This is a genomic window from Kluyvera sp., assembly GCF_047971185.1.
GTDB lineage: Bacteria > Pseudomonadota > Gammaproteobacteria > Enterobacterales > Enterobacteriaceae > Kluyvera.
In genome coordinates, this window is record NZ_JBKDZH010000081.1 from 1 (window position 1) to 17,863 (window position 17,863).

The following is a 17,863-nucleotide window of genomic DNA, read 5'->3' on the forward strand; positions in this document are numbered from 1 at the left end:
CGATATGATAGTTTTTAAGCGTCTTCTCAATGATGGCGGGGAATTTTTGGTGCTGAATTTGCAGATGTGAGACGTTAAGGTTAAAACGCAGATCGCCCATTTTCCGCTGCTGATAAAACGCGCAGAACAGGTTGATCACGTGGTTGCCGACGTTGAGCATAATATCGGGATGCTGCAGATGCTCAATGATGTTTTTAAAGGGGACAATCGAATCCAGCGTGTAGCCTCTGGCCAGGATTTCGCCGCCGACAATTTGATTGGTGGAGAGATCAAAAATGGGCTGAATATAGATATCGATCGGCAATGGCCGGATGTTTTCCCGAATTTTAAACAGTAAATCTCTCATTGATTCGCTCACCACATTCCCTCACGCGCGCCTGGTCAATAACACTTACAACTCATTCGACACAAACGCGGGTAAACTTAAATCAAGTACGACGACTTTTTCTTCATGCGTGGTTCTGGCGTACTATAAATCAATGCACAAATTAGCGGATCGACTGCGCGAGCAGCACAGGGCAATCTGCTGGGTGCTTGCCGATTTTTCCGCGGCTGACTGGACCGAATCGCGATGGTCAATTATCCCTTCCACAACCGGGGTCAGGCAGGCGCCGCAAATCCCCATTTCGCAGGAAAGCGGCACCGCGACGCCGTTTTCCTGTAATACCTGGGCGATGGTTTTGTGCGGCGGTACCGGCCAGCGTTCGCCCGTTGATGCCAGCGTCACGCTAAAGGTCTCTTCGTCCAGCGCGTGAGCCTGTGTGGCGACGGGGTGAAAGGCTTCGCTGTGGATCTGCGTATCCGTCCAGCCTTTGGCTTGCGCTATCTGCCGGGCAGTGGCCATAAATCCCGCTGGCCCGCAAAGATAAACTGGCTGGCCGACGGGCGTCTGCGCCAGCGCTTGCGCCAGATGCTGCCGGGGGCTGTCTCCTGCGCTGGAATCGTGAACGGCCAGGCATTCAGCGCCAAAGCGCTGCTGGAGTTCGCGGACAAACGCGCCCGCTTCTCGATTTTTCACATAATAGTGCAGCATAAACGGCACGTTTTGGGCCGCCAGGCTCAGCGCCATCGCATACAGCGGCGTAATGCCTATCCCGGCGGCCAGCAGCGTTAGCCGTTCCGCCGTTTGCAAAGGAAACAGGTTACGCGGCTGCGAGACCGTCAGCCGCTGGCCGGGGCGCAGCTGCTGGTGGATATAGCGCGATCCGCCGCGCGAGGCGGGCTCCTGCGCTACACAAATCAGGTAGCCGTCATCAACGCCGCTTGCGCCGGTAAGCGAGTACTGGCGAATCAACCCGCAGGGAAGATGAACGTCGATATGCGCGCCGGGCTGCCAGGCGGGGAGCGGCTGGCCGTTTTCAGCCACCAGCCGGATAGCCAGGCTCTGGCTTCCCTGGCGCCAGAGACCGTCAACGATGACCGATAAGACATCACTCATTAGCATTCTCCACTTAGACGAGGAAAAAGTCGCCGAAGCCCATTTTCTTCAGCCCACGTCGGTAGGCGATGGAGCTACGATCGGCAGGAATATGCGCCTCGAGGGTTAAGTCCAGCGGCAGCTTTTCCGGGCGCTGGGTCTCCACCATCAGACGGTCCTCTTCAAAGACGCGCAGGTTAAACGCATGCACGTCCTCCACCGGCACATGCAGGTCGAAATTGCGGGCGATGGGGGCGAACATCCGGGTTATCCGCGCCGAAACCGGCGAGGCGGCGTTCATAATCACCAGCCTGGCGTCGCCGGGGAAATGAATCGTCAGGGTCGCGGTAAACGGCAGGTGCATTTCGAAATGACGCAGCCACTGAAAGCCTTCCGGCGCGCGGAAATCCGAGCTGGCAGGGTAGTTTCCGACCGAGCTCCAGTAATCGGCGATAAAACCCGAGGCCGTCTCCTGCGGGTGATAGTCCGGAACTTCCTGATTACCCGGGTCGGCGAACGTCTCGGTGTGGATCCACGCGAAATGGGCGACATCCAGAAAGCCCTCCACCTGGCGACCGGCAAAACCGTTGACTTCAAACGCCGGGCAGTTGATTTGCTGGAAACCGTCGTCGCGCCAGTGGGGCATCACCGGCAGCGGCTGCGGATTTTGCGGGTCGAAGGCCAGACAGGTCCAGATCAGGCCGTAGCGTTCTTCCACCGCGAATGAGGTGAGGTTGAGCTTTGCCGGTACCGGCTGATTAGGGCTGGAAGGGATACGGTTGCAGCGGCCATCTTCGCCGAAGCGCAGGCCGTGATAGGGGCAGATAATCCCTTCTTCGTCGTGAAAGCCCAGCGTCAGCGGCACGCCGCGGTGCGGACAGGCATCGCGCGCCACCACAACCTGCCCCTTAATACGATAGATAACCAGCTGCTCGTCAAGCAGGGTGGCTTTCACCGGCGCCGGGCCGATATCACAGGCGCGGGCGACCGGATGCCAGCACTGCGCCAGGCGTAGCCAATCCTCGGGTTCAAAGGTGCAATGGGCGGGTGGGGCGATGGAGGGTCTGTTCATGGTATCTCTCCTGCTCACAAAAATAGTTGTTTAATTGTTGTGAGTTTATTGTTGCCATATTAGGGTGTTGACATCCATCGCCATTAATTCAATCAACCGTTGCAAAAAAGAGAACAGGTAAACGATGAGCCCATTTTCGCGTTTTGCGATCTATTTTGCCGAAGTGGCGCGAAGCGGCAGCCTGCGACGCGCGGCGGAAAAGCTGCATATTTCCGCTTCGGCCATTAACCGGCAAATTCTGCAGGCCGAAGAAGCGTTTGGCACGCCGCTGTTCGAGCGTCTGTCGGAAGGGCTGCGTATGACCACCGCCGGCGAGCTGCTGTACGATAATCTGCTGCGCTGGCAAAAGGAGTTTCAGCTGACGCGGCAAAAGTTTGATGAGCTACAGGGGTTAAAACGCGGCAGCGTCAGCGTTGGCATGGTGCAGGCGCTGGCGGAAGGCAGCTTTGCCGCCGCGCTGGCGGATATCATCACCAGCTGGCCGTGGCTGGAGCTGAATTTGCAGGTGGCCGATAGCCATAGCGTCAGCCAGAAAGTACGTCAGGCGGATCTCGACTTTGGTCTGATACTCGACCCCGAAGGTCAGGCCGGGCTAAGCGTGCTGGCGTTTGCCGAGCTGGAGATGGGCGTGGTAATGCGCGCAGACAGCCCCCTGGCACGGGCCAGCAGCGTGTCGCTGGGGGAGCTTAGCGATGAGCGGCATATTGTACCGGGCGCGCCGCTGATTGTGCATGAACGGGTGGCGATGCTCTATCGCCAGTATGATTTTTCTCCGGCCAACAGCATCAGCTGTAACGATATCCGGCTGATTAAATCGCTGGTGCTGAAAGGCAGCGGCGTGACGATCCTCAGCCGTCTGGACGTGCTGGACGACATCAAGCAGGGGCCACTGGCCTTCGTGCCGCTGCGAAACACGCTGCTGCGTCCGCTGACGCTGGCCTTATGCACCGCCCCTTCGCGCCAGCTTTCGCGTCCGGCGCAAATGGCCATTCAGAAGCTTACCGCGGTGATGGAGGCGATGCAGGCAAGCTAAACACGGTGCTTAACCTAACGGCCCGCCCTGAATGGTGTCACACAGGCCGTTGATAATGCGATCGCCGGTTTCGGCTTTTAGCTCCTGATACCAGGCTTGCGTTAGCGCCATATCTTTGCCGTGGGTGACGTCGCACCGTTTACGCGCCTTCAGCACCAGGTCGCGCACCCGGTCGCAGCGCTGCGCTTCGTACTGGCGCAGAGTGCTGGCAATATTGCGGCTCTGGCGGAAGAGATCGCCGAGGACCACCGCGTCTTCCATGGCCGCGCAGCCGCCCTGGCCGATATCCGGCGTGGTACTGTGTCCGGCGTCGCCGAGCAGCGCCACTCTGCCGCGCACCAACCGCTCGAACGGTTCGATATCATGAATTTCAATACGGTTGGTGGTCTGCGGATCCAGTGCGGCAATCAGCTTTTGAACCGGCGGCGCCCAGCCGGCGAAGTACCGCTGGAGATCGGCGCGTAGGGTGCTGCGATCCTCAGCAAGCCCCGGCGGCAGCGGCACATCAAAGAAAAAGTAGAACCGGCCGCCGGAAACGGGCATCAGCGACACGCGTTTCCCTTCGCCAACGAAGGTGGTCCACTGATTGCCCGGCGCAATGGCCTCATCAATCTCAATCAGCCCATTCCAGTTCACGTAGCCTGCATAACGGCGCTCGGGAGCGTAGCCGAGCACGTAGGGGCGTAGCGCGGAGTGGCTGCCGTCGGCGGCAACCAGGAAATCGCCCTCGGCCTCCGTGCCATCGGTAAACCAGACCCGGACGCCGTTGCTGTCTTCTTCGCAGCGGGTGACGCGCTTGCCGAACTGCACCGCCTCACGCCCCCAGAAATCGAGCATTTCGCGCTGCAGTTCGGCGCGGGAAACCGGGCACGGGCGGCCACCCGTCCGGGCCACCAGCGGCGCGAGACTGAACCGGGTGAGGGTTTCCGCCCGCTGATACTCCTTATAAGCCAGAAAATGCATCGGGCCGCCGTAACGTTCAATCATATCGCCCATGCCTAAATGCTGCAGGCACTTCACGCCGTTGGGCCAGATGGAAATGGCCGCGCCCACGGGTTTGATTTCTTTCACCGCTTCAAAGACCTGGCACTCAATTCCCGCATTTTTCAGCGCCACCGCCGCGCTCAGCCCGCCAATGCCACCGCCGATAACCAATGCTTTCATTTACATTTCCTTTACATGTGTGGTGGTGAGGTTCAGCAATTTGCGTACCACAATCGCGAAGGCGGGAATCTGGCGGGTTGTCGGCCCTGAAGGCGTGAGATTGCACAAAATGAGTGCACTTTGGCGATATTGTTGTCTTTTGGTGAATCAAAAATTTCCGCATGAAGACATTGGAATCGAAAGTTTCATGACTCAAACGGTAGTAATTTAGCGTGATACGGAAAGCGTATTGATTATCTCATTGTATTTATTGTCAAATATTAAATGTTGTGAGTGTGTGAATATCCTGGCCTGTTTTATGCACTAGCCACTGAACGCTAATTCGCAACGGGATGAAACGATCATGTCAGATGAAAAGAACGGGGGTTTACTGTACGGCCTTGAGCAGCGGAGCCCGCCGCTCCCGGCCTTTTTCAGCGCGCTACAGCACGTGCTGGCCGGGCTGGTGGGCATCATCACGCCGCCGCTAATCATCGGCGCGGCGCTAGGATTGGGAGAGTGGCTACCCTATCTGATCAGTATGTCGTTGCTGGCGTCGGGGATTGGCACCTTTTTGCAATCCAACCGGGTGTGGGGCATTGGTGCTGGCATGATTTGCATGCAGGGTACCAGCTTCGCGTTTCTCGGGGTGGCGATTGCCGGCGGCATGTGGGTGAAGGGGCAGGGCGGCACGCCGCAGGATATTATGGCCATGCTGTTTGGCGTTAACTTCGTCGCCGCGCTGGTTCCCTGCGTGGTCAGCCGCTTTATTGAGCCGCTGAAGCGGATTTTTACGCCGGTGATCACCGGCAGCGTGATTGCGCTGATTGGTATTAGCCTGATTAAAGTCAGCATCATTAACTGGTGCGGCGGTGAACAGGCCAAAACCTTCGCCAGCATGAGCAATATTGCCCTCGGCGCGGGCACGCTCGGCACGATTGTGCTGCTGAGCTGCCTGAAAAACCGCTGGCTGCGCCTCTCTTCTGTGGTTATCGGCATTGCCGTCGGCTGCCTGGCGGCGGCGCTCAGCGGGATGTTTGAGCTAAAAGGGGTGGGCGACGTCTGGTTCCGCCTGCCGCAGCTGTTCCCGTTTGGCTTCCAGTTTAATGGCGCGATTTTCTTGCCGATTGCGCTGGTCTCGCTGGTGTGTATCCTTGAAGCCGTGGGTGACCTGACGGCCAACTGTCTGATTTCTCAACAGTCAATTGATGACGGTGCTTTCCGCTCACGGCTGAAGGGCGGCATTCTGGCCGATGGCATCAGCTGCATGGTGGCGGCGATGCTGTGCGCGTTTCCCAACACCACCTTTGCGCAAAATAACGGCGTTATCCAGATGACCGGGGTCGCCAGCCGCTATGTCGGGCGCTACATCGGCGGGATTTTGATTCTGCTGGGGCTGTTCCCGCCGTTTGGCGAAATTTTACGCCAGATTCCCGCGCCGGTACTGGGTGGCGCGACGATGGTGATGTTTGGCTGCGTGGTCGCTGCGGGCATACGCATCATCACCCAGAAACCGCTGACCCGCCGCGATATGCTGATCGTCGGGCTGGCGTTTGGCTTTGGTCTGGGCATTGAAGCGGTGCCGGCGTTTCTGACCCACTTCCCGCCAATGGTGGAGAATCTGTTTGGTTCAGCGGCTACCAGCGGCGGCCTGGTGGCGATTATCCTGAATCTGATTATTCCAGAAGAAAAAGCCCCGCAAACCACCACAAGGAGCCGCGATGATCGCGCTGAATCACTTTAATCAATTAAGCGGCCCGGAGGCCGCTTCACTGCTGGCGCCTTGTGTTGCCATCCCAGGCTGGGCGAGCGCGCTGGCCGCCGGTCGGCCCTGGCGCTCGCGCGAGGCGTTGATCGCCGCCGCGCAGCGGTTGATGGACCATTGGGGCGAAGCGGAGCTGACGCTGGCGCTCAGCGCGCATCCGCGCATCGGCGAGAAACCGGCGGGCCGGGAGGCGCACGCGGCGCTCTCGCGCCAGGAGCAGGGCGGCGTGGATGCGCACAATGCCCCGCTCGCGCAGGCGTTGAAAGAGGGGAATGCCCGCTACGAAGCGCGCTTTGGCCGGGTGTTTCTCATTCGCGCAAAGGGGCGCAGCGGGGAGGCGATTCTGGCCGCGCTGTCGCGGCGTTTGCATAACAGCGACAGCGAAGAGGTGCAGGACGCGCTGGCGCAGCTGCGCGAAATTACGCTTTTAAGACTGGAAGGAGTGATTGGCGAATGAGTACCTTAAGCACGCATATTCTGGATATCTCAACCGGCCGACCGGCACAGGGCGTGAGGGTATCGCTGGAACGGGACGGTGAAGCGGTTGCCGACGGCGTCACCGATCAAAACGGGCGTATTGCCGCGCTGGGCGAGGGGGCGCTGGCGGTAGGCCACTATCGGCTCACGGCAGGGATTGGCGACTGGTTTGCCGCCAGCGGGCGCGAGACGCTGTACCTGAGCGCGCAAATTGATTTTGCTATCCGCGCCGAGGCGGACGATCACTACCATCTGCCGTTTTTAATTGCCCCCGGCGGCTGGTCTACCTATCGCGGTAGCTGAAGGCTTCCCGGCGTCGTTTCGCCGCCGGGAAGTGCATTATTCCGCAAGCTCTTCTCCCCACACGCGCTCGCCGTTCACCCATGTTTCGCTGATATTGCGCTCATCGCCGAGGGTCATCAGCACAAACAGCTGCTCATAGATATCTTTGCATCGCCCGCTGCGCAGCCGCTGTAGCGGCGTAACCGCCGGATCGATAACCACGAAATCGGCCTCTTTACCGGGCTGGAAATTACCAATGTCGTCCTCCAGGCGCAGGGCGCGCGCGCCGCCCAGGGTGGCGTGGTAGAACGCTTCGCTGGCCCGCAGCCGGTAGCTTTGCAGCTGGCCCACTTTATACGCCTCGCCTAACGTTCTCAGCATGCTGAACGTGGTGCCCGCGCCGACATCGCTGCCGATGCCCATGCGTACCTGCTTCTGCCAGCAGGTGGGTAAGCGGAACAGCCCGCTGCCGAGAAACAGATTGGAGGTCGGGCAAAAGGCCAGCGCCGAACCGGTATCGTGCAGGCACTGCCACTCCGCATCCTCCAGGTGAATACCATGGGCAAAAACGCTGCGTGGGCCGGTCAACTGATAGTGGTGGTAAACGTCGAGGTAATGCTCATGCTCCGGCCACAGGCTTTTCACCCACGCGATTTCGTTAAGGTTTTCGCTCAGATGGGTATGCAGCCAGGTATCGGGAAACTCCTCGCGCAGCTGCTGCACCGCCGCCAGCAGCGCCGGCGTTGAGGTGGGCGCAAAGCGCGGCGTGATGGCATAGCCCAGGCGGCCGCGCTGGTGCCAGCGTTGAATCAGCTCGCGGGTTTGCCGATAGCTCTGTTCCGCGCTTTCGCTCAGGTAGTCCGGCGCGTGGCGGTCCATCATCACCTTCCCGGCCAGCAGGCGCATATTCAGGCGTAGCGCTTCACTGAACAGTGCATCCACCGACTGCGGATGCAGGGTACAAAATACCAGCGCGGTGGTGGTACCGTGGCTGATCAGCTGGTTCACAAAGAAGCGGGCAATCTCCCCGGCGTAGTCGGCGTCGGCAAACTGGCGTTCGACCGGAAAGGTATAGGTGGTCAGCCACTCCAGCAGCTGTTCACCGAAGGCACCGATCATTTCGGTTTGCGGATAGTGCACGTGAGCATCGACAAAGCCCGGCAGCAGCAGTTTACCGCGCAGGTCACGGTAGCCCTTCAGAGGATGCAGATGCGCCTCCGCTTCCTGCCACGGTAGCAGCGCACTGATGCGCCCATCGTTGAGAAACAGCACGCCATCTTCCAGATAACGCGCGTGACGGGCGATATCGTCCGCGCTATCGGCGACAGCGGCGATATCAAAAAAAGCGCCGCGCAGGGCGACGTGGTAGTCAATCATCATGGCTGCCTTATGGGTAAACGAAGGGGTAAGGGAATTGAGCAAGATTGATGCCAGTTTGCGGGAAAGTACGCCGCGACAGGAGGCCGCGGCGTACGCCTTCATTAGTCTTTCTGGGCGAGGGCGTTAAAACCGGCAGGCGCAGCAACGCGCTCGTCGCGGGCGATCCAGCGATAGGCCGCGCCGCTCAGGAACACGCCGATAAACCAGCTGAAGTTGGCGACCTCATGCAGCGCGGGAATGAAGCTGATCGTCAGGCCGATGGCGACGGAGGGGATCAGCGCCGCAATGGCCTTCGGGTTAAAGCCGTTGCGGTACCAGTACTGGCCTTTCGGCGTATCGTCGAACAGGTCCTGTACCGAGACCTGGCCGCGTTTGATCAGGTAGAAATCCACGATCAGGATGCCGAACAGCGGGCCAATAAACGCGCCCAGCACATCGAGGGTGTAGTGGATAAGCTCCGGCGAGTTAAACAGGTTCCACGGCGTCAGCAAAATGGAACCCACGGCGGCAATCATCCCGCCGGTGCGGAAGCTGATTTTTTGCGGCGAGCAGTTCGAGAAATCAAACGCCGGCGAGACAAAGTTCGCCACGATATTGATCCCAATGGTGGCGGTAATCATGGTCAGCAGGCCGATCGCCACCGCCAGATCGTTGCCGACGCGGCTGACGGTTTCAATCGGGTCGGTGATCATGCGGCCAAACAGCGATTGGGTGCCGGAGACAATCACCACGGTGACAACCGAAAACAGCAGGAAGTTGAACGGCAGGCCCCAGCGGTTGCCGCGGCGGATCTCGCCCATGCTTTTACCGTAGCGCGAGAAATCGCCAAAGTTGAGCAGCGGGCCGGAGAAGTAGGAGACCACCAGCGCGGTCGCGGTGATCATCTGCCAGGTTTGCTCTCCGGCGCTCAGCGATTTGCTGGCCAGCGTAAAGGAGATCCCGTCGAAACCGGTTTTGTATACAATCCAGCCGGCCAGCCCCAGCATCACCACGTACACCGCCGGGCCGGCAATATCGATAAAGCGCTTAATGGCGTTCATTCCGTGCCAGAACACCATCGCTTGCAGCAGCCACATGGTGGCGAAACAGAGCCAGCCCAGATGCGACAGGCCAAGGAAGCTGGCTGCGGTCAGCGCCGACAGCGACGGCCAGAACTTCAGCAGCACCAGCATCAGCGCGTTGGCGGCCAGATAGGTCTGAATGCCGTACCACGCGAAGGCGATAAGCCCGCGGATCACCGCCGGAATATTGGCACCGAACACGCCGAACGCCTGACGGCAGATCACCGCATAAGGCACGCCCGCCATCTGGCTGGGTTTCGCCACCAGGTTAGCGCACAGCTGGACGATACAAATCCCCACTAACAGGCACAGCAGCACCTGCCAGCTCGCCAGGCCGAGGGTAAAGAAGCTCGCGGCCACCACATAGCCCCCCATGCTGTGCACGTCCGACATCCAGAACGAAAAGATGTTGTACCAGCTCCAGTTCCGATCGCGCGTCGGCGCCAGATCCTCATTGCAAAGCCGTGGGCTGTATCCAGCGTGGGGATCAGCGGCCTTAACCTGATGCGTATTTTGTGTATTTGGCATGAAACCTGCTCCTGTTAATAAAAACCCGTCGAAGTGGACTGCTGAGTCTGTTGCAGGAATTGGGCCAAAATGTTTATTTTTGTATGCAATAATTGAATTTTATGTATACGATTCGCTATCTGAAAGTAAAAAACGGAGTGGTTAATGAACAACCCTTATCTCCCACAGGCCGCGCCAGCTCTGCATGACAAGGACGAATCTATCTATCAGGCGCTGATGACCGCGATTGTCGAACATCAGCTGCCGCCGGGAAGCAAACTGCCGGAAGAAGCGCTGGCGGAGGTGTTTGGCGTGAGCCGTACCGGGATCCGAAAAGTGCTGCAACGACTCGCGACTGTGCAAATGGTCACGCTGGCGCCCAAACGTGGTGCGCAGGTGGCCAGCCCGTCAGTTGAAGAAGCGCAGGAGATCTTTCGCACCCGCGCGCTGCTGGAGGTGGCCAATCTGCCGGACGTGCTGGCACGCTGCCAGCCGCCGCACCTGGCCGCGCTGGAGGCCATTACCCGTCAGGAGCAGCAGGCGCACGAACGCTATGACGGCCCGGCGGCGATTCGCCACTCCGCCGAGTTCCATATTCATCTCCAGGCCATTTCTGGAAACCAGGTGCTGACCGACATGGTCACCCGGCTCAGCCAGCGCTCCTCCTTAGTGATTGCCGCGTGGGGATCGCCGTGGCGTCAGGGCTGCCGCTGCGACGACCACGAGCGGCTGATTCAGCTACTCCGGGAGAAAGCCTTGCAGCCCTTAAGCGAGGCCTTAACGCACCATTTTGAACATATCGTCGCCAGCCTCTGCTTTGAACGTTCTGGCGTCACCTTGCCTGATTTTGCCCGGCTATTTGCCGGGTATAAGGAGCCGTAATGGCCGCAGTGTGTATACAAGTGATTAATCCCAACACCAATCCCGGGATGACGGAAACCATCGGCGCCGCCGCCAGAGCGGTTGCCGCGCCGGGAACGGAGATTCTTGCGGTCTGCCCCAGCGCGGGCGTGCCGTCTATTGAGGGGCATTTCGACGAGGCGATTGCCGCCGTCGGCGTGCTGGAGCAGATTAAAGCGGGCCGCCAGCAGGGGGTTGACGGCCACGTGATTGCCTGCTTTGGCGACCCGGGGCTGCTGGCGGCGCGCGAGCTGGCGCAGGGGCCGGTGGTCGGGATTGCCGAAGCGGCGATGCATATGGCAACGCTGGTAGCGACCCGCTTTTCCATCGTCACCACGCTGCCGCGCACGCTGATCATCGCCCGCCATCTGCTGCATCAGTATGGCTTTAACGACCACTGCGCGGCCCTGCACGCCATCGACCTGCCGGTGCTGGCGCTGGAGGACGGCAGCGGTCTGGCGCAGGAGAAAGTCCGCGCGCGCTGTATTCAGGCCCTAAAAGAGGACGGCTGCGGGGCCATCGTGCTGGGCTGCGGCGGGATGGCGGATTTGGCCCAGCAGCTGACCCGTGAGCTGCGGGTGCCGGTTATCGACGGCGTGAGCGCGGCGGTCAAAATGGTCGAATCGCTGGTGGCGCTAGGGTTGTCGACCAGCAAGCACGGCGATTTAGCCTTTCCGGAGCGCAAGGCGCTCAGCGGGCAGTTTCAGACGCTCAATCCATTCTAAAAAAGAGGTAGCAGATGGCATTTTTGGCAGAGGATTATCCACGCGACCTGCGCGGCTATGCAGGGCAGCCGCCGCACGCGCGCTGGCCGCACAACGCGCGAATCGCCGTGCAGTTTGTCCTGAACTATGAAGAAGGCTCGGAAAACCACGTGCTGCACGGCGATGCCGGTTCCGAACAGTTTCTCTCCGATATCATTGGCGCGGCCAGCTACCCGGATCGCCATATGTCGATGGACTCGTTGTATGAGTACGGCAGCCGCGCCGGGTTCTGGCGCATCCACAATGCGTTCAGCCAGCGCGGTTTACCGCTGACGGTGTTCGGCGTCGCCATGGCGCTGGCGCGACATCCCGAGGTGGTAGAGGCGATAAAGGCGGCCAATTATGATGTGGTCAGCCACGGCTGGCGCTGGATCCACTACCAGGATATGTCTATCGAACAAGAGCGTGAGCACCTGAATAAAGCGGTGCAGGTGTTAACCGACCTCTTTGGCAAACCGCCTACCGGCTGGTACACCGGCCGCGATAGCCCCAATACGCGCCAGCTGGTGGTTGAACACGGCGGTTTTCAGTATGACAGCGATTATTATGGCGACGATCTGCCGTTCTGGCATGAAGTGACCTGCAGCGACGGTAGCCGTAAGCCGCACCTGATTGTGCCTTATACCCTTGATGCCAACGATATGCGCTTTGCCACCGCGCAGGGGTTTAACACCGCCGAGCAGTTTTATACCTACCTGAAAGACAGCTTTGATGTGCTGTATGCCGAGGGGGAACAGGCGCCGAAAATGATGTCCATCGGCATGCATTGCCGACTGCTGGGGCGTCCTGGCCGATTCCGCGCGCTGCAGCGTTTCCTTGATTACCTCCAGCAGCACGACCGGGTGTGGATTTGCACTCGCCAGCAGATTGCCGACCACTGGCGGGAGACTCATCCGTTTAAGCGATAAAGCCCAGCCCCTCTTCTTTTGCAGCTACCGTGTTAAATCAAGCTAATTCGCCTGATATTTCGCAGAAACGCCCCCGTAGCTTGCCTACGGCTGCGCACTCGCAGTACCGCGCGGCAGGCCACAAGTGTCCAGCCGTTCCCGGCCGCAAGCGTCCGACGCTAACTGCGCCCCACCGGGGAGGCTTGGATAGAACAACTTTTTCTGAAAGTTCATTGAGGTCTGGCAGGGTGGGGGGAGGGATTGGTGAAACCTATCAATACGTACCGGCTTCGCCGGGCATCGGCGATTCAGCTATTCACCCCTATTTAACACCTGAATATCGCCTTTTATGCCCTTAGGGCATGACTGACTGGCTGTGCACTGCTCGCCAGTCTAAAAAATTAACTTCAATATGGTCCGCTATGAGCGAAAAGCGGACATTTGCGATTCGTGTTCTATCGTTAAGACTGAGCCAGTTCGGCATTATTTCAATAACTTTGACATTAGCTCAAAAAACATTGGCAGGTCACGGCTGAAAGAGAAAGACGCGTTTATGGCTTTGCGTGCAATTAAACCGTCAATAAAGGCAAAAAGTATAATCGTGGTTTCTTCCAGGCTAATATCCTGGCGAAACTCCCCTGCAGCAATACCTTCTGCGATAATCCCTGCAATACTTTGCCGCATGATGGTATCGCTGGAAATATACGTTTTTTGCAGTTCAGGGTTCCGCGCAGACTCTGCCATGATTTCAACCCACAGTTGATGTGTAACTGGGTAACCTACATCGCTTATGCACGAAGCAACCTGCGCGCAAAGGCGGTCGAAATTAGTCCCCCTGGATGGAGCATTATGGGCTGTCAGCGCTGAATTCTGCTCTTCAAGAACGATAGCCTTGATGAGGTCATCCTTGCTTTTAAAATACGTGTACATCGCTCCCTGACTGATCCCAGCCCGGGTAGAAATTTCACGCACGCTTGTCGCACTGAAGCCTTTTTCTGCAAAACAGGCAGCAGCAGCGGTAATCAGCTTATGGTAGGTTTCAGTTTTCTTTAACATGTCGACTATGGTGTTTAATTCGGTGCCCGGACTTTAACGCTGTTTGCTTCCAGGAGCCAGATTTAACGCTGTAGTTCTGGTTCCTGGAATCAGATATCACTTCATCAGCGGTAATACACTAAGCATATTCTTGAGGTTAAGCATATCCCACGGCAGATGCTCAGCAATCGTAAGGCCGACTGGTACCGTTTTTGAGGTAGCCTGAGCAATAAGATTGAGTACATCTTCAATAGTCAGCTTGCCTTCTGCCACGTCACCAAAGTCGTGTTTTCCTCTGCCTGGCATGGCGAAAAGAACAGAACGGAAAAGTGACGGATCGAGAACGTCCAGATCCAGGTGTATCGCCAGATACTCAATACCTTCCCTATCAATCCACTCTAAAATCTCTTTCCCATCATTTTTGACTTGTTCAGGACCGATAGTCGCAATGTTATGACGAGCAAGGTATTCAGCTTCATATGTCAGTGGATCGTGGATACCTGCAATCATTATTTTGGAGGGATTAAGCCTGGTGGCTACGTGAGCAACTAAATCTTTATCACCCGTTCCAATTAGTGCTCCAAGAACATGGGCATGAGCGTTGGGATATTGTTTAGCAGTCTGCACGTCAGGGTGTGAGTCAATCCAGAGCACACCCAATTTATCACCGTATTTATTGAGCAGATGTGAAAAAGGAGCCAGTGATACTAAGCAATCGCCACCAAAAACAACAATTGAATCGGGATTATGTTTCTCAATCAGAGCGGCTGCATCATTGAGCTGCCTGATAATTTGAGGTTTAGCGGTCATGCCATCTACTTCGGCCTGTGGCGCCGTTGTGGGCTCATCGACCGGAACAGACTCAATAGGGCCATCCGATTCAGGGGAAAGATACGAGAGAAGAAGCGACCCAAGGTGATAGGGTGGGTTATTGCCGCCTTGCCATTGGGGAAATAAAAGTCTGAGCGTTTTACTGGTCATAATTTGCCTTTGCTTGTTTTGACAACAGACTGATTAGAAAGAATCACAAATCAGTAGTGAATGAACATTCATTCATTTTTACGTTGTTAACGCTTCATTGCAAACAGCACGGCACGTTAAGTTAAAACAAAAGGAAAAAATCATTTTTGCAGCCAGGTTCAATCTATGTCCGCGTATGGCACACAGCAGATCTTCTGACTAAACTGAAGGTCCACTTTGAGCGATCTGCGGACGTTTTAGACCTCAGAACCTAACGCCTTAATCTATCCCGCAGTATGCATCCTTTAAAGTGTGGGATTTCGTGTGCATAGCTACGTAACTGGTGAATGTTATTGGGCATTCGGGGATATTGCTGTCTTTAGGTCGATAGCAAGCATCTCTGCTCGCTGATTCAAAGCATCTAACATGAAATCTTTTTTATCTTTTACGGTAACTAGTGAATAGTACGGCTCACTATTCGTACAGGTTAAGCGTGATATTGTAAAGTCATCATGATGAGGTATTAATGCACGATAGTTTCCTTCAGAGATAAACATAAATCGAGCTTTAGGATGTTCGTTAAGCCACATATATTTATTCTTACAAAAGAAAGTGTCTCGTGTGTCATATTCCATGGCTAATCCGTAACCGAATTTGATGATGGAGAATGTCTGAACACTAAATGCAATATATGAAATGTAACCAATAAAAAATAATGGAGCAAAAACAGACATTGAATAGTTAATATCACAACAGGGTGTTGCCTTTACCTTTTTCACCTGTGGAATAATAAGGGTTAAATAAGGGTGCACATAAAATAAATAGCATAGTAGAAGATAAATATAAAAAGCAAGGCCGTGACTGCTGTCATGAGCTTGTTAAATGTGGTGTCAAAAGGAATATCAAATGAGTTAGAGACTAGCGAGCGAGCAAGATAATATGAAATTAAAGTTACTATTACCCATGAATATTTAACCCCTAGTTTTACTTTTGCAATTATGTTGTTTTCTTTATTATCAAAAGATTTTAAGTGGGATAAAATTGTATATGCAATTAGTAAGGTGGTCATGAAAATTAATGCATTTGGAATGATGAGACTGATATGATCAATAATCTTAAAGGAAATACATGTCAATAAGAATAATAACGACGAAAACAATGCCGCACTTTGCGTTTTTCTATGACTTTTTCGAAGGCGAGTGGCCAGCTGATTGGTCGATTTTTTGTTCCAATAATAATGTATAACTAGCCCGCTTAGGATAATCATCCCCAGCCAAATAACAATTGGGTATACAAGGCCTCTCTGAGGCATGATGACGAGTATTGCCATATAGAAGAATAAAAAATGGGTGATGCCAAGGTTTAATGATTTCCATATTTTTTTCATTGATGTTCTTTTTTATAATAGTGATTCCATTAAAAATATTAGGTTTTTATAACAGATACCAACAACAATAGGAAGATAATTTTGTGATCGCATAAACGAGAAAAGATAATTGCACCGAATCTTCTAGGTGAATCAAAGAGTTTTATCGAGTATGTTCCTCTATTCCGCGATGTCTACTTCTGGAACTTAGCAGACTGCTTTAGGCTGACAGTCCGCTCTGAGCGAGGAGCGGAAGTTCCCTGTTGTTCTCATAACTAATGAAGGCATAACAAATATCGAGATGTGTACATCAATGGGGATTTGCAGAATCACTATAAATAAATTGGTTAGTATTTATAATTATAATATTTGAAAAATCGAAACTTAAGAGCGGAAAAGAAGGTGGTGGATGATGAAACCACCACCTTGGGTGAAGAAACATGAGGGAGTTTATAAGTTAATCAACCTCATTCTTGTTGATATATAGGCGTTAGCTATTTGCCTACCGACCGTAGTTAATACTATATAATCTACGCTCTTTATCTCTATTGCTTTTTCTATTTTTCCTATGAATGTTGATAGCTTTAATTTTTGTTCGCTGTCATTTAAATCCAATCCTGTTCTTTTCTTTATATTCTCTACAAATGTTGGCTGTGGGAATGCAGATTGAATGATACACCCTAAAGCTACAAGCATACTATAGTCAACTGGGCCAATCTCATCGTCTTTAAATACAACATCCATTTGATTATTATATAGATCTATATAAAGATCATAAACATTCTGTTTGTTTATTTTTACATCGTTTGGGAATGATAAATCATCTCCAACTTCTACTGTTGTATCTTTTGCAGGATCTATTATGTAATAAGCGCCGGTACTATCTTGTGATAGTTTTACAATATCTTTAATATAGTGTATTAAAGCTATGTACCTTATTTGTTTTACGCTAAGTTTTGTAGCAACGTTGATTGCTAGATCGATAGAGGAAAGTTCCTCATGATCACCATCTAATTCATTTATTTTTTTAACAACTAAATTTAATAGAGTTGATTTTTCTGTTCTTTCTGGGTTTTTTGCAAAGCATTTAGCTGATTCAAAAAGAGAGTATTGAACGTCAGGCGTTGACAGCTTTTGGTTTAATGTATCCGCATCTGTTTTTTGAATTACTAACTCAGATATTAAATCTCTAACGTATTCGTCTGTTGACTCAATTATCTTTTTTTTTGCTTCTTCTTGGAAGGATGGCATGCTTTCATAAAGCATGGATCTTACAACGTGACCTATAAATTTCTCATCAAAATTATTTATTATTGTGGTGTTGTTATTCCCTTCTGTTTTTACTACGTTTGAGTTATCACCTGAATTAATCCCTTTATCAAACATGACTACCCTCTCTTTTTTATTTTTTCCGTATTTTTCGAACCATTAATGACAACAATATTTGAGTTATCACCAGCAGTTATACTGCCATTCGATTTCTTGTTTTTTAGCTCAATTAAACCACATGCGGCAGATAAAAGTGTGCCTATGGCACCAATGATGTAAAATAAACTCTGCGGAGATTGTTGGTATTTATATATTGAATATGCAACGGAAAATAATCCGACAAAAAAAAGCATCCACCGAATGACCTTACCCATTAATACCTCTTCTATTATGAAGGTTTTCTCCAGGAGATTGTTAATCTATTTCACTTTTTTTTCAACTGGTGGTGAGACAAAAACTATAGAACATGTCTATGTTGCGTTAAGGTTAAACGTATATTTAACAGTTTTTCTGTTATCGACACATAGAATCCCAGTTTTAACGGC

General features: G+C 53.8%; 18 protein-coding genes and 1 pseudogene. 7 read left to right on the forward strand and 12 right to left on the reverse strand.

The features are described from left to right. The 3 genes from ACK5JN_RS19135 to hpxD all read right to left on the reverse strand — a co-directional run. The coding region (locus ACK5JN_RS19135) for an EAL domain-containing protein (protein ID WP_416871597.1) at positions 1–346 on the reverse strand (346 nt) is incomplete at its 3' end. 123 nt (positions 347–469) lie between these two features. Next, positions 470–1,438: a PDR/VanB family oxidoreductase gene (locus ACK5JN_RS19140; protein ID WP_416871598.1), complete on the reverse strand. Its 969-nt coding sequence runs from the start codon at positions 1,436–1,438 to the stop codon at positions 470–472. Positions 1,439–1,451: 13 nt separating this feature from the next. Continuing rightward, entirely contained in the window at positions 1,452–2,489 is a 1,038-nt protein-coding gene (gene hpxD, locus ACK5JN_RS19145) for a molybdenum cofactor-independent xanthine hydroxylase subunit HpxD (RefSeq protein ID WP_416871599.1), read from the reverse strand. Positions 2,490–2,613: 124 nt separating this feature from the next. Between hpxD and hpxR the strand changes: the two genes are divergently transcribed. Continuing rightward, positions 2,614–3,522, forward strand: a complete 909-nt coding sequence (gene hpxR, locus ACK5JN_RS19150) for a LysR family hpxDE operon transcriptional regulator HpxR (protein ID WP_416871600.1) — start codon at positions 2,614–2,616, stop codon at positions 3,520–3,522. A 9-nt stretch (positions 3,523–3,531) separates the two neighbouring features. On the opposite strand, the gene hpxO is transcribed toward hpxR, so the two are convergent. Continuing rightward, a complete protein-coding gene (gene hpxO / locus ACK5JN_RS19155) occupies positions 3,532–4,686 on the reverse strand; it encodes an FAD-dependent urate hydroxylase HpxO (RefSeq protein WP_416871601.1) in 1,155 nt (384 codons plus the stop codon). Positions 4,687–5,029: 343 nt separating this feature from the next. Between hpxO and ACK5JN_RS19160 the strand changes: the two genes are divergently transcribed. From ACK5JN_RS19160 to uraH, 3 genes are read left to right on the forward strand one after another with little or no spacing between them, the layout of a single operon-like run. Then, on the forward strand, positions 5,030–6,409 hold the full coding sequence (locus tag ACK5JN_RS19160) for a nucleobase:cation symporter-2 family protein (protein WP_416871602.1): 1,380 nt from the start codon (positions 5,030–5,032) through the stop codon (positions 6,407–6,409). Continuing rightward, a complete protein-coding gene (gene uraD, locus ACK5JN_RS19165; RefSeq protein ID WP_416871603.1) occupies positions 6,387–6,887 on the forward strand; it encodes a 2-oxo-4-hydroxy-4-carboxy-5-ureidoimidazoline decarboxylase in 501 nt (166 codons plus the stop codon). The genes ACK5JN_RS19160 and uraD overlap by 23 nt, the downstream gene beginning before the upstream one ends. Beyond that, positions 6,884–7,210 (forward strand): hydroxyisourate hydrolase, encoded by a 327-nt coding sequence (uraH, locus tag ACK5JN_RS19170; RefSeq protein WP_416871604.1) that lies wholly within the window; start codon positions 6,884–6,886, stop codon positions 7,208–7,210. The genes uraD and uraH overlap by 4 nt, the downstream gene beginning before the upstream one ends. Positions 7,211–7,246: 36 nt before the next feature. On the opposite strand, the gene guaD is transcribed toward uraH, so the two are convergent. Next, positions 7,247–8,566: a guanine deaminase gene (guaD, locus tag ACK5JN_RS19175; protein ID WP_416871611.1), complete on the reverse strand. Its 1,320-nt coding sequence runs from the start codon at positions 8,564–8,566 to the stop codon at positions 7,247–7,249. 104 nt (positions 8,567–8,670) lie between these two features. Next, positions 8,671–10,158 (reverse strand): NCS1 family nucleobase:cation symporter-1, encoded by a 1,488-nt coding sequence (locus tag ACK5JN_RS19180; protein ID WP_416871605.1) that lies wholly within the window; start codon positions 10,156–10,158, stop codon positions 8,671–8,673. A gap of 144 nt (positions 10,159–10,302) precedes the next feature. Between ACK5JN_RS19180 and ACK5JN_RS19185 the strand changes: the two genes are divergently transcribed. The 3 genes and pseudogenes from ACK5JN_RS19185 (at position 10,303) to puuE (ending at position 12,709) form a co-directional block, all read left to right on the forward strand. Continuing rightward, positions 10,303–11,019, forward strand: a complete 717-nt coding sequence (locus ACK5JN_RS19185; protein WP_416871606.1) for a GntR family transcriptional regulator — start codon at positions 10,303–10,305, stop codon at positions 11,017–11,019. After that, positions 11,019–11,892: pseudogene (gene hpxA, locus ACK5JN_RS19190) on the forward strand (allantoin racemase). The gene ACK5JN_RS19185 and the pseudogene hpxA overlap by 1 nt, the downstream one beginning before the upstream one ends. Beyond that, positions 11,777–12,709: an allantoinase PuuE gene (gene puuE / locus ACK5JN_RS19195; protein WP_416871607.1), complete on the forward strand. Its 933-nt coding sequence runs from the start codon at positions 11,777–11,779 to the stop codon at positions 12,707–12,709. Before hpxA ends, puuE begins: the two are co-directional and overlap by 116 nt. A 462-nt stretch (positions 12,710–13,171) precedes the next feature. Here the strand turns inward: puuE and ACK5JN_RS19200 are convergent, their stop codons facing one another. The 6 genes from ACK5JN_RS19200 to ACK5JN_RS19225 all read right to left on the reverse strand — a co-directional run bounded on the left by ACK5JN_RS19200 (position 13,172) and on the right by ACK5JN_RS19225 (position 17,692). After that, positions 13,172–13,744 carry a TetR/AcrR family transcriptional regulator gene (locus tag ACK5JN_RS19200; protein WP_060682271.1) on the reverse strand — a complete coding sequence of 191 codons (573 nt, stop codon included), beginning with the start codon at positions 13,742–13,744 and terminating at the stop codon, positions 13,172–13,174. A gap of 96 nt (positions 13,745–13,840) precedes the next feature. Then, positions 13,841–14,704, reverse strand: coding sequence for an arginase family protein (locus ACK5JN_RS19205; RefSeq protein WP_060682270.1), 864 nt, complete (start codon positions 14,702–14,704; stop codon positions 13,841–13,843). A gap of 329 nt (positions 14,705–15,033) precedes the next feature. Next, entirely contained in the window at positions 15,034–15,417 is a 384-nt protein-coding gene (locus ACK5JN_RS19210; protein WP_416871608.1) for a hypothetical protein, read from the reverse strand. Between the two features lie 62 nt (positions 15,418–15,479). Beyond that, a complete protein-coding gene (locus tag ACK5JN_RS19215) occupies positions 15,480–16,070 on the reverse strand; it encodes a hypothetical protein (RefSeq protein WP_416871609.1) in 591 nt (196 codons plus the stop codon). Positions 16,071–16,499: 429 nt separating this feature from the next. Then, positions 16,500–17,435, reverse strand: a complete 936-nt coding sequence (locus ACK5JN_RS19220) for an LPO_1073/Vpar_1526 family protein (protein WP_416871610.1) — start codon at positions 17,433–17,435, stop codon at positions 16,500–16,502. Between the two features lie 2 nt (positions 17,436–17,437). Beyond that, the gene (locus tag ACK5JN_RS19225; protein ID WP_191215253.1) at positions 17,438–17,692 is read right to left on the reverse strand and encodes a hypothetical protein; all 255 of its coding nucleotides are present in this window, start codon (positions 17,690–17,692) and stop codon (positions 17,438–17,440) included. Positions 17,693–17,863: the final 171 nt, after the last annotated feature.

Excerpts from the sequence above, each read along its gene's own strand:
- ACK5JN_RS19140 (WP_416871598.1), bottom strand. The coding sequence starts at position 1,438 with ATGAGTGATGTCTTATCGGTCATCGTTGACGGTCTCTGGCGCCAGGGA.
- hpxD (WP_416871599.1), bottom strand. The coding sequence starts at position 2,489 with ATGAACAGACCCTCCATCGCCCCACCCGCCCATTGCACCTTTGAACCC.
- hpxR (WP_416871600.1), top strand. The coding sequence starts at position 2,614 with ATGAGCCCATTTTCGCGTTTTGCGATCTATTTTGCCGAAGTGGCGCGA.
- hpxO (WP_416871601.1), bottom strand. The coding sequence starts at position 4,686 with ATGAAAGCATTGGTTATCGGCGGTGGCATTGGCGGGCTGAGCGCGGCG.
- ACK5JN_RS19160 (WP_416871602.1), top strand. The coding sequence starts at position 5,030 with ATGTCAGATGAAAAGAACGGGGGTTTACTGTACGGCCTTGAGCAGCGG.
- uraD (WP_416871603.1), top strand. The coding sequence starts at position 6,387 with ATGATCGCGCTGAATCACTTTAATCAATTAAGCGGCCCGGAGGCCGCT.
- uraH (WP_416871604.1), top strand. The coding sequence starts at position 6,884 with ATGAGTACCTTAAGCACGCATATTCTGGATATCTCAACCGGCCGACCG.
- guaD (WP_416871611.1), bottom strand. The coding sequence starts at position 8,566 with ATGATTGACTACCACGTCGCCCTGCGCGGCGCTTTTTTTGATATCGCC.
- ACK5JN_RS19180 (WP_416871605.1), bottom strand. The coding sequence starts at position 10,158 with ATGCCAAATACACAAAATACGCATCAGGTTAAGGCCGCTGATCCCCAC.
- ACK5JN_RS19185 (WP_416871606.1), top strand. The coding sequence starts at position 10,303 with ATGAACAACCCTTATCTCCCACAGGCCGCGCCAGCTCTGCATGACAAG.
- puuE (WP_416871607.1), top strand. The coding sequence starts at position 11,777 with ATGGCATTTTTGGCAGAGGATTATCCACGCGACCTGCGCGGCTATGCA.
- ACK5JN_RS19200 (WP_060682271.1), bottom strand. The coding sequence starts at position 13,744 with ATGTTAAAGAAAACTGAAACCTACCATAAGCTGATTACCGCTGCTGCT.
- ACK5JN_RS19205 (WP_060682270.1), bottom strand. The coding sequence starts at position 14,704 with ATGACCAGTAAAACGCTCAGACTTTTATTTCCCCAATGGCAAGGCGGC.
- ACK5JN_RS19210 (WP_416871608.1), bottom strand. The coding sequence starts at position 15,417 with ATGTCTGTTTTTGCTCCATTATTTTTTATTGGTTACATTTCATATATT.
- ACK5JN_RS19215 (WP_416871609.1), bottom strand. The coding sequence starts at position 16,070 with ATGAAAAAAATATGGAAATCATTAAACCTTGGCATCACCCATTTTTTA.
- ACK5JN_RS19220 (WP_416871610.1), bottom strand. The coding sequence starts at position 17,435 with ATGTTTGATAAAGGGATTAATTCAGGTGATAACTCAAACGTAGTAAAA.
- ACK5JN_RS19225 (WP_191215253.1), bottom strand. The coding sequence starts at position 17,692 with ATGGGTAAGGTCATTCGGTGGATGCTTTTTTTTGTCGGATTATTTTCC.